Origin of the sequence: Mesorhizobium sp. M7A.F.Ca.CA.002.05.1.1 (assembly GCF_003998335.1) — a bacterium.
In the GTDB taxonomy this organism is placed as follows: Bacteria; Pseudomonadota; Alphaproteobacteria; order Rhizobiales; family Rhizobiaceae; genus Mesorhizobium.
The window spans coordinates 1-6,581 of the sequence record NZ_RZQI01000284.1 but is presented as its reverse complement, the minus strand read 5'-3'; the positions used below and the strand labels follow the sequence as shown (position 1 = coordinate 6,581).

The 6,581-nt window shown below is 61.9% G+C and carries 9 protein-coding genes and 1 pseudogene; 1 reads left to right on the top strand and 9 read right to left on the bottom strand.

Annotation, left to right across the window (positions count from 1 at the left end):
- The 3 genes from EN939_RS16150 to EN939_RS16140 form a co-directional block, all read right to left on the bottom strand.
- Positions 1 to 413, bottom strand: a 413-nt coding sequence (locus tag EN939_RS16150; protein ID WP_206528295.1) for an ADP-ribosylglycohydrolase family protein, incomplete at its 3' end; no start/stop codon positions are given.
- A 3-nt stretch (positions 414 to 416) separates the two neighbouring features.
- Positions 417 to 1,142: a GntR family transcriptional regulator gene (locus EN939_RS16145; RefSeq protein WP_127268782.1), complete on the bottom strand. Its 726-nt coding sequence runs from the start codon at positions 1,140 to 1,142 to the stop codon at positions 417 to 419.
- Positions 1,143 to 1,371: 229 nt separating this feature from the next.
- Complete coding sequence (locus EN939_RS16140; protein WP_236382758.1) at positions 1,372 to 1,665, bottom strand: DUF982 domain-containing protein; 294 nt, start codon at positions 1,663 to 1,665, stop codon at positions 1,372 to 1,374.
- 60 nt (positions 1,666 to 1,725) lie between these two features.
- Here EN939_RS16140 and EN939_RS16135 point away from each other — a divergent pair, with 60 nt between their 5' ends.
- Entirely contained in the window at positions 1,726 to 1,983 is a 258-nt protein-coding gene (locus EN939_RS16135) for a hypothetical protein (RefSeq protein WP_127268781.1), read from the top strand.
- 333 nt (positions 1,984 to 2,316) lie between these two features.
- Here EN939_RS16135 and EN939_RS16130 read toward each other — a convergent pair whose 3' ends face one another.
- The 6 genes and pseudogenes from EN939_RS16130 to EN939_RS39120 form a co-directional block, all read right to left on the bottom strand.
- Positions 2,317 to 2,481, bottom strand: coding sequence for a DUF3309 family protein (locus EN939_RS16130; RefSeq protein ID WP_127268780.1), 165 nt, complete (start codon positions 2,479 to 2,481; stop codon positions 2,317 to 2,319).
- A 272-nt stretch (positions 2,482 to 2,753) separates the two neighbouring features.
- Complete coding sequence (locus EN939_RS16125) at positions 2,754 to 3,374, bottom strand: hypothetical protein (protein WP_127268779.1); 621 nt, start codon at positions 3,372 to 3,374, stop codon at positions 2,754 to 2,756.
- A gap of 385 nt (positions 3,375 to 3,759) precedes the next feature.
- Positions 3,760 to 4,395, bottom strand: a complete 636-nt coding sequence (locus EN939_RS16120) for a methyltransferase family protein (protein WP_245465035.1) — start codon at positions 4,393 to 4,395, stop codon at positions 3,760 to 3,762.
- Between the two features lie 232 nt (positions 4,396 to 4,627).
- Entirely contained in the window at positions 4,628 to 5,647 is a 1,020-nt protein-coding gene (locus EN939_RS16115; RefSeq protein WP_127268777.1) for an ABC transporter substrate-binding protein, read from the bottom strand.
- On the bottom strand, positions 5,640 to 6,407 hold the full coding sequence (locus tag EN939_RS16110; RefSeq protein ID WP_127268776.1) for an ABC transporter ATP-binding protein: 768 nt from the start codon (positions 6,405 to 6,407) through the stop codon (positions 5,640 to 5,642). Before EN939_RS16110 ends, EN939_RS16115 begins: the two co-directional genes overlap by 8 nt.
- Positions 6,404 to 6,581 (bottom strand): annotated as a pseudogene (locus EN939_RS39120) (ABC transporter permease); the annotation flags it as partial. The pseudogene EN939_RS39120 and the gene EN939_RS16110, both read right to left, overlap by 4 nt.

The following is a 6,581-nucleotide window of genomic DNA, read 5'->3' as shown; positions in this document are numbered from 1 at the left end:
ACGCACAACACCTCGATCGCCATAGCCTCGGCCGGTACGCCATTGTTGATGGCATCGATGGCACGCTTGGTCGACGGCCCCAAAAGATCATAGCTGCCGCGCGCCTTGACCTCGCGCTCCCAGTCGAGCAGCGCATTGACCCAGCGCGCGTGGTCGAAACGGTCGCCGGATTCGACCAGGATGCGGCCGAGCAGCAGCGCCTGTTCGGTATCGTCGGTGATGGTTCCAGCGGCCAGGCCCTTCGACACCGGATGATCGGCGAAAGGCTCGATGAAATCCTCTACATGGCCGTAGAGTTCGGCAATGCGAGCCGGCGACAAAAGCTGCGTCGGCATGCCGAGCGCGTCTCCCAGCGCTCCGCCGACAAGCGCGCCCATGGCGCGATCGATGGTATTGCTGGTTGCATCCGACATCGCTTAGAACCTCATATGCAGCGCAAAATGTGCCGGATTGAGCAGGCTGGTGACATACTCGATCGGCCGATCGTCAGCCGCACGCGTCAACCGGCGCCCGCGCAGGAAGGGCGTGCCTTGTGGGCAACCGAGGATGGCCGCATCCTCGGCATTGAGCATCTCGATCTCGACCCATTCCTCGCCATGGTCGGGAATGAGGCCGGCGGCGCGCAGCGTCTGGTGCAGCGAGCCCTCGCGCAGTCCGCGCAACGGTACGTCCTCAAGCTCGGAGGACAATGGCAGCCGGCTGCGCTCGATGGAGATCGCATGGCCGTCGCTGGCGTTGGTGCGCACCCGGTCAACGGCAATGAAGAACGGGCTTTCGATAGCAAGCAGCGCAGCCAGATCGGGGTCTTCGATGACCTCCAGCCGCAGCGTCCGCGTCTCGGCATTGGCGCCGGCATCGGCCAGCGCGCGCGACCAGCCGATGGAGTCATCGACCGGCTTGCCGTCGAAGGTGACGAACGAGCCGATACCAACCCTGGTCGTGATCAGCCCCCGGCTGGACAATTCCTCAAGGCCCTTGCGGACCGTATTGCGACTGACGGAGAAGCGCTGGACAAGTTCATTCTCGCTTTGCAGGCGGTCGCCGAAGCCGAGAACACCGGAGCGGATTTCATGTTCGAGAACGGTGGCGATCTGCTCGGGTTTGCCCGTACCGGGAGACAGTTGAACCGCGCGCCGCTTCATATAGTACCTGTTCAGTGAACCTGTATAATCCTGTTCAATATAGAGACCGGGATGCTATGTCAACGGGTACTGAAGACTGCCCAAAAGGCAGCGAATATGCGGAATACCGTGCAAGGCGCGCCGAGAGGCAGGTCAATATGGCCCCCGAAAAGCCGGTCGGCGATCGCCAAAAAAGAGGCATACATCAAGGGGATGGAGCCAGACCCTGATTCAATTTCACCGGAGCAGGCTACGGGATCGACACCTCACGCGGTTCGACGAGGATGTCCGCCTCGATCGCGGCGTTAATGAACGCCGCCCTTGCCGCCGAGACTTCTTTCTTTCCCTCGAGCACGGCCAGACAGACCTTGCGGGCAACCATATGCTTTTGCCCGGTCGCAACCGGCCAGCGGTTCAGCAGGACGTCTGCAGCCTGAGCGACCCGCTCCACGTTGAAGATCGAGTTTCGCGATCGGCCGAGCGCAATCCTGACCGGCTCATCGAAACGCTGATCTTGCACGATGCCACTCCCCAAAGTCGGCATTCATCGATTCGCGGCCTTCAACCCCGAGCAATGTGATAGGTTCCGCGCTAAAGGTGCAAGATGTCCGATTCCAGTGGCCAGAAAAATCCCAGGCTGATCGTCGTGGTCGCCTTCGATCGCGGTGAGGATGGCGAGCTGTTCCCAGCCTTTGGACCCGCCGACCAGCAAAGCGAAGACCGCGCTATACGCACCGCCAAGGCTCTGGCGGCAAAGCATGCCGGCGTCATCGCCTGGAGCCGTGAGGCCGATCCGACGCTAGGCGAATACGGCCCGCCGAACACGCTCTTCGTCAGCGGCGACGTACCTGACATGGAGTAATCTGGCGTCAGGATCCGGCCTGCGCTCAATGCCGCAGCCAGAACGGAGACTTCTCAGAAAACACCCGCCTTTCCTTGAAGCTTGATGCAAGCCGGTTCCCTCGCCCATCAAGCAAAAGCCCGCCACGGTGAACCGGAGCGGGCCTTGGAGGAGGATAAGGGGTGGGACCCTCTCCTCTTGTTTCCACGGGGGGGTGTGGACCGCAATGACCATACGAAAGTTTTGCAGAGTGCAAGATCACAAGCCGGCTTGCCTGCATCACAATCCGGTGCGCGCCGACATTGGGGGCGCTCACGAGATTGCGATCTGTCGGCGACAACCGGGCGGGCCTGGCTAGATGCGCCCGAGCACGACAAGCACGATGACGATGAGCAGCACGAGCCCGAGGCCGCCGCCGCCATAGTAGCCGGCGCCATAAAAAGGACCTCCGCCGAGGCCGCTGAAGCCGCCAAGCAGGGCAAGGATAAGAATGATGATCAGTATGGTTCCAAGGCTCATGGCTTTCAGCTCCCGTTAGCGCTGACGCATTGGGTCGAACATCGCGGCCGCGATGTTCGAGGACGAGAACGTTCCCAAGGCTCTACCGTTCCGTGCGATCGTGGCAACGGAAACGGCCATCCAACGTGATGGAAGCCAGAACTTTGATACCGGCACGCCAATGAACGCGGAAAGCCCGCCAGTGTGGCGGGCCTTCCGACCAGCCGGAGGCCAGGAACATGCGGCCGGGCCTCAGGGCCGGTTCGGCACCTCCAGTCCCGGCACCTCCAGCATCAGCGGCGCGCGATCAGGAGGCAGAGTTGCCGGAGGTCGCGGTCGTAAGCGCCTTCGCTGCCGAGCACGTCGACGCAGCGCTTCTTCATTCGCGCCACGTTGCTATCCGACATCTGGGCCACGACACCCGGCAGGCTCGGCCTGCTGGGGTTTGACGGATTGGACGGATTGCTCGGGTTCGACGGATTGGACGGATTGATGCCGCCCCCAATACCCACGCCGACACCGACACCGACGCCGACGCCGCTCGTTCCGCCCACATTGGCGCCGAGTCCGGCAGCAATGCCGCCAGATCCTCCAACATTGGCGCCCGCGCCGGCATTGATGCCATTGCTGCCGCCGACCGAAGCGCCGAGACCGGCATTGACACCGCTCGAGCCGCCGACATTGGCACCGGCCCCGGCCTTTACACCACCGCTGCCGCCCACCGAGGCGCCCACTCCGGCGCTGATGCCGCCACTGCCGCCAACGGAAGCCCCGACGCCATTGACGCCGCCGCTACCACCCACCGAGGCACCAACGCCAAGGCCGATTCCCGCAGCATTGGCGGGCAGGGAAAGGGCTAAGATTACCGCACTACCCGCCAACATGTTGGCGACTGTCTTGATGGTGTGAGCCATAACACTCTCCTGTTGTCGTTGCGCTAAAGCAATTGGCGAGAGGCCGATTGCAAGATCAACTACGCGAGGTGGTGAATTTCAGTTTCAGAGAGAGAATACTCAACCTGAAGCGTGGTATACATCAACAAAATTTCTGAAATAAAATTATAATAAAGTTGGAATAATTTCTCTTTACACTAACAGTGCGTAAGGCCATTGATGATCGGACGTTACTCTGCTCGTCTTTACTGCGAGGCCGTACACCGCACCGGACAGGGCATGAGCCTCTCGCAAGATCAGCAAGACCGCCACGATGATTGCAAGTGGCCAGAGTCTGTCGGCGGATGCGGGAGCGAGAGAGTGCAAGCGTGATTGCAGGCCGAACGATTCTGCGCTGGCCGGCTTGTCAGACGATCCCATAGAACAGCCTGTAGTGGACGCGCTTCATATAGTCCCGGTATTCCGGCGTCGCGGCTAACAGCGCCTCTTCGCGCAGGATGCGATGAACCTGGAAGAAGGTGATCGCGGCGTAGACAGCAAGATTGTAGAAGGAAAAGGCCGACAGCAGGAACAGGACATGACCGGCAAGGTATCCGGCATAGATCGGGTGCCGCACCAGGCGGTAGGCACCGTCGGTCATCACGCCGCGATTGCCCGGCAGAATGGCGAAAGAACGCCCTAGCGATATCTTCCCCCAGATCACGAACCCCAACGCCAGGACTTGCAGCGGCGCGGCGGCATAGATCGGGATGATGGCCACGCCCGGTTCCAGGTCGATGAAGCCGACACCGAAGCTGGCGACCACCGAAACAACCACCGTCAGCGGGTTCCAGTCGCGTACCTGTGGTCGCCGCGACAGAAGCAGCCAGGTAAAGGTCAGGATCTCGGAAATTGCCATCAGCGCCACATTGATGCGGGTCGGGTCGAGCATCAGGTGAGATACGCCGCGGTAGACGAACATGCCCGCGAAGGCCAGCGCGCAGATCCGAAAGAAACCTTCGCGCAAATCCACCAGGATTTCGCGCGTTCGGGCTGCGGACAAAATCCTGCCGTCACTGATGTGCGAAAGCGCCTCGCTTTTTGATATGAGCAATGCAAACACCCCAATGATCCCTCAGGGCGACCTTTGCACGCAACCATTGCCGGGCAGTTAATCAACAAGATCAGATCGGCATTAAACTGGCTGTCGGGGAGCCAGGGCGCCACTCCCAGACGACCTGCTCCACGCGGTCGCCCAGAAAGACTGGCGACCCATCTCATTTGGTTTTGCCAGACTAGCTCAGATAGTCGTTGCGGAAATAGCTCCCGAAATCCGGGCGTTGAGCAACCAGCTTGCCGTCGGCATCACGCAAAATGCCGGACGCGAAGAGATAGCCGCCGATCGCTCCCATCTTGGCCGGATCCATCGTCCCGATGGCACCGCTTTGGCTGCGCAGATAATGGCCGTCGATCAGCGCCTTCAGTGAGGCGTGGATCAGCGCCGGATTGGTCAACGCATCCTTGTTGGCCGCGATCAGCAGGGCTGCCGCATCTTCGGGGTGATCGACCGCGAACTGGTAGCCGCGCCGCGTCGCCTGGACAAAGGCGGCCGCAGGCTTGGGGTTTGCCTGGAGATAGGCTTCGCTCGAAGAGATCAGTGTCGTGTGCTCGTCAGGCACGCCGTAATCGGCATAGACGAAGCTGCGTTGTTTGACGCCCTTGAGCTCGGCGTCGACACCCTCCCAGGTCGAGACTTCGAGCGTGAAATCGACCGAACCATTGGCCAGCGCCTCATAGGCTGAGGTGCCGAGCGTCACCGTCTCGAAATTGCCCTTGCCGCCATCATGGCGGATGATGGTCGATATCAGGGCGTTTTCCCAGGCGCTGCCGAAGCCGCCATAGGTCAGGCCGTCGAGGTTTCTCGGGCTTACGATCTCGCTGCGGGCCGCATTGAAGACCACGCGGCCGGTTTCCGATTGCACCACCGCATAGACGCCCTTCAGGTCCGCTCCGGCGGTTCTCTGGGTGAACAGGCTGATGGTGCCGTTGATGCCGAAATCGGCGACGCGATTTGCAACCAGCGTGCCCGCACCGGTATCGCTGTAAGGCAGGATGTCGACCTCGAGCCCGGCCTCGCGATAGAAGCCCTTGTCGCGGGCGACGAACAGTCCGATGTGGTTGGTGTTGACAGTCCAGTCGAGGGCAACGGTGACCTTTTGTGCCGATTGTGCTTGGGCTCGCCCCGATCCGGCAACGAGCGGAAGGCCTGTGGCAAGGGTCAGCAACAAGGCCTGCCGGCGCGTCAAGTCAGTCATGATCGTGTCCTTTGGATGGGGTGGCGTTGAGGATGATGTCGAGAATCTCGGCCTCGAGCGTACTTGCCTGGCGCGCGGCATCGCCGCCAAGGCTGCGCGGGCGCGGCAGCGGCACCTTGATTTCACGCACGATGCGGGCCGGGCGCGCCGACAGCAGATAGATGCGGTCGGACAGGAACACGGCTTCGCGCACGTCATGGGTGATCAGGAGCGCCGTCCAGCGATGATGCCGCCACATCTGTTCCAGCCAGCGCTGCATGGCCGTGCGGGTCAGCGCGTCGAGCGCGCCGAACGGCTCGTCGAGCAAAAGCATGTCGCGTTGCTGCACCACCGTGCGCAGCAAGGCCGCGCGCTGGCGCATACCGCCGGACAGTTGCGCTGGAAAATGCCGCTCGAAGCCGGCAAGCCCGAATTCGGCAAACAACGGCGCAACGCGCGCCCGCGCCGCCTGTCTCCTCATGCCTTGCACTTCGAGCCCGAGCGTTGCGTTGTCGAGGATGCGCCGCCACGGCATCAGCGCGTCACGCTGCGGCATGAAAGCGAAATGCCTGCCGTGGTCGTCGAGCGGCGCGCCGTCAAACAACATCTCGCCCTCGCCATGCTCGGCGCCGGTCAGAAGCTGGAAGAGTGTCGATTTGCCGGCGCCCGAGGGTCCAAGGATCGAGACGAATTCACCAGCGCCGACGCTAAGCGAAATATCGGCCAGCACGTCGAGCCCACCGAACGCCTTGCGCACATACCGCAGTTCGAGCCGGCTCATCGCCAGGGCCCCTTCCCGACGGTTTCCTTGCCGGCCCGCTCCCAGGGCATCGCAAGGCGCTGCAGCAGTACAGTCAACCCGAACAGGACAAGGGTCAGGGCAGCGCTCACTCCGACGGCGGCAAGAACCAGGTCAGGACGGAAATTGTTCTTGGCGTTGAGCATGTAGATGCCC

Excerpts from the sequence above, each read along its gene's own strand:
- EN939_RS16145 (WP_127268782.1), bottom strand. The coding sequence starts at position 1,142 with ATGAAGCGGCGCGCGGTTCAACTGTCTCCCGGTACGGGCAAACCCGAG.
- EN939_RS16140 (WP_236382758.1), bottom strand. The coding sequence starts at position 1,665 with ATGCCGACTTTGGGGAGTGGCATCGTGCAAGATCAGCGTTTCGATGAG.
- EN939_RS16135 (WP_127268781.1), top strand. The coding sequence starts at position 1,726 with ATGTCCGATTCCAGTGGCCAGAAAAATCCCAGGCTGATCGTCGTGGTC.
- EN939_RS16130 (WP_127268780.1), bottom strand. The coding sequence starts at position 2,481 with ATGAGCCTTGGAACCATACTGATCATCATTCTTATCCTTGCCCTGCTT.
- EN939_RS16125 (WP_127268779.1), bottom strand. The coding sequence starts at position 3,374 with ATGGCTCACACCATCAAGACAGTCGCCAACATGTTGGCGGGTAGTGCG.
- EN939_RS16115 (WP_127268777.1), bottom strand. The coding sequence starts at position 5,647 with ATGACTGACTTGACGCGCCGGCAGGCCTTGTTGCTGACCCTTGCCACA.
- EN939_RS16110 (WP_127268776.1), bottom strand. The coding sequence starts at position 6,407 with ATGAGCCGGCTCGAACTGCGGTATGTGCGCAAGGCGTTCGGTGGGCTC.